1 protein-coding gene is annotated in these 1,286 nt (G+C 65.2%); it reads left to right on the plus strand.

Features of this window, described 5'->3' with window-relative positions:
- Nucleotides 1-9: 9 nt before the first annotated feature.
- On the plus strand, nt 10-1,286 hold a 1,277-nt coding region (gene xdhA / locus EOA60_RS33430; RefSeq protein ID WP_128312642.1), incomplete at its 3' end, for a xanthine dehydrogenase small subunit.

Consider the following 1,286-nt stretch of genomic DNA (forward strand, 5'->3'; position numbering starts at 1 on the left):
AGCTGAGACATGGCCGACAAGACCCGTAACCAGATACGCTTCATCCTGAACGGCGACGATGTCGCGCTGAACGACATCGCCCCCGACGCGACCCTGCTCGACTGGCTGCGGTTGAACCGCTCGCTGCGCGGCACCAAGGAAGGCTGCGCCGAGGGCGATTGCGGCGCCTGCACGGTGCTGGTCGGCAAGCTGTCGGTCGAGGGCCTGGTCTATGAAAGCGTCAATGCTTGCATCCGCTTCATGGGCTCGCTCGACGGCACGCATGTCGTCACCGTTGAGCACCTGCGCGGCAATGGCGAACAGCTTCACCCCGTGCAGCAGGCGATGGTCGATTTCCATGGCTCGCAATGCGGCTTCTGCACGCCCGGTTTCGTCATGTCACTCTATGCGCTCTGGATGAAGACGCCCAATCCGTCCGACGCGGCGATCGAAAAGGCGCTGCAGGGCAATCTCTGCCGCTGTACCGGCTACGAGGCGATCATGCGCGCGGCGCGCGCCATATCAAGCTACGGCAAGGCGGCGAAGGACCCGCTGGCAGTGGAGCGCAAGGATATCACCGCACGGCTGGGAGCGCTGCGCGACGGCGCCAGGGTCGAGGTCGGTTCGGGTACGCAGCGGCTGATCGTGCCGGCTGACGTCGACGATTTCGCCATGGTGCTCGAGAAGGAGCCTGGCGCCACCATCGTTGCCGGCTCGACCGATGTCGGGCTGTGGGTCACCAAGCATATGCGCGACATCTCGCCGGCTATCTTCATCGGCGGCCTCGACGGCTTGCGCATGATCTCGGAGACCGATGGCGTGATTACGATCGGCGCCGGCGTGACTTACAGCGAAGCCTTCGCAACGCTTTCCCGGCGTATCCCGGCCTTGGGACCGCTGGTCGACCGCATCGGCGGCGAGCAGGTGCGCAACATGGGCACCATCGGCGGCAACATCGCCAACGGCTCTCCGATCGGCGACACGCCGCCGCCGCTGATCGCGCTCGGCGCGCGGCTCACGCTCCGCAAGGGCAATGCCCGACGCACGATCCCGCTCGAAACCTTCTTCATTGCCTATGGCAAGCAGGATCGGCAGCCCGGCGAATTCGTCGAGGCCGTCCATGTGCCCGTGCCGGCAGAGGGCACGAAATTTGCCGTCTACAAGGTCACCAAGCGCCGCGACGAGGACATTACCGCTACCCTCGGCGCCTTCTATCTGACCGAGGCCAAGAACGGCACCGTGGCGGATATCCGTATCGCCTATGGCGGCATGGCGCCGACGCCGAAGCGGGCGACTGCGGTTGAAAC

This window comes from Mesorhizobium sp. M1A.F.Ca.IN.020.06.1.1, assembly GCF_004023265.1.
In the GTDB taxonomy this organism is placed as follows: Bacteria; Pseudomonadota; Alphaproteobacteria; order Rhizobiales; family Rhizobiaceae; genus Mesorhizobium.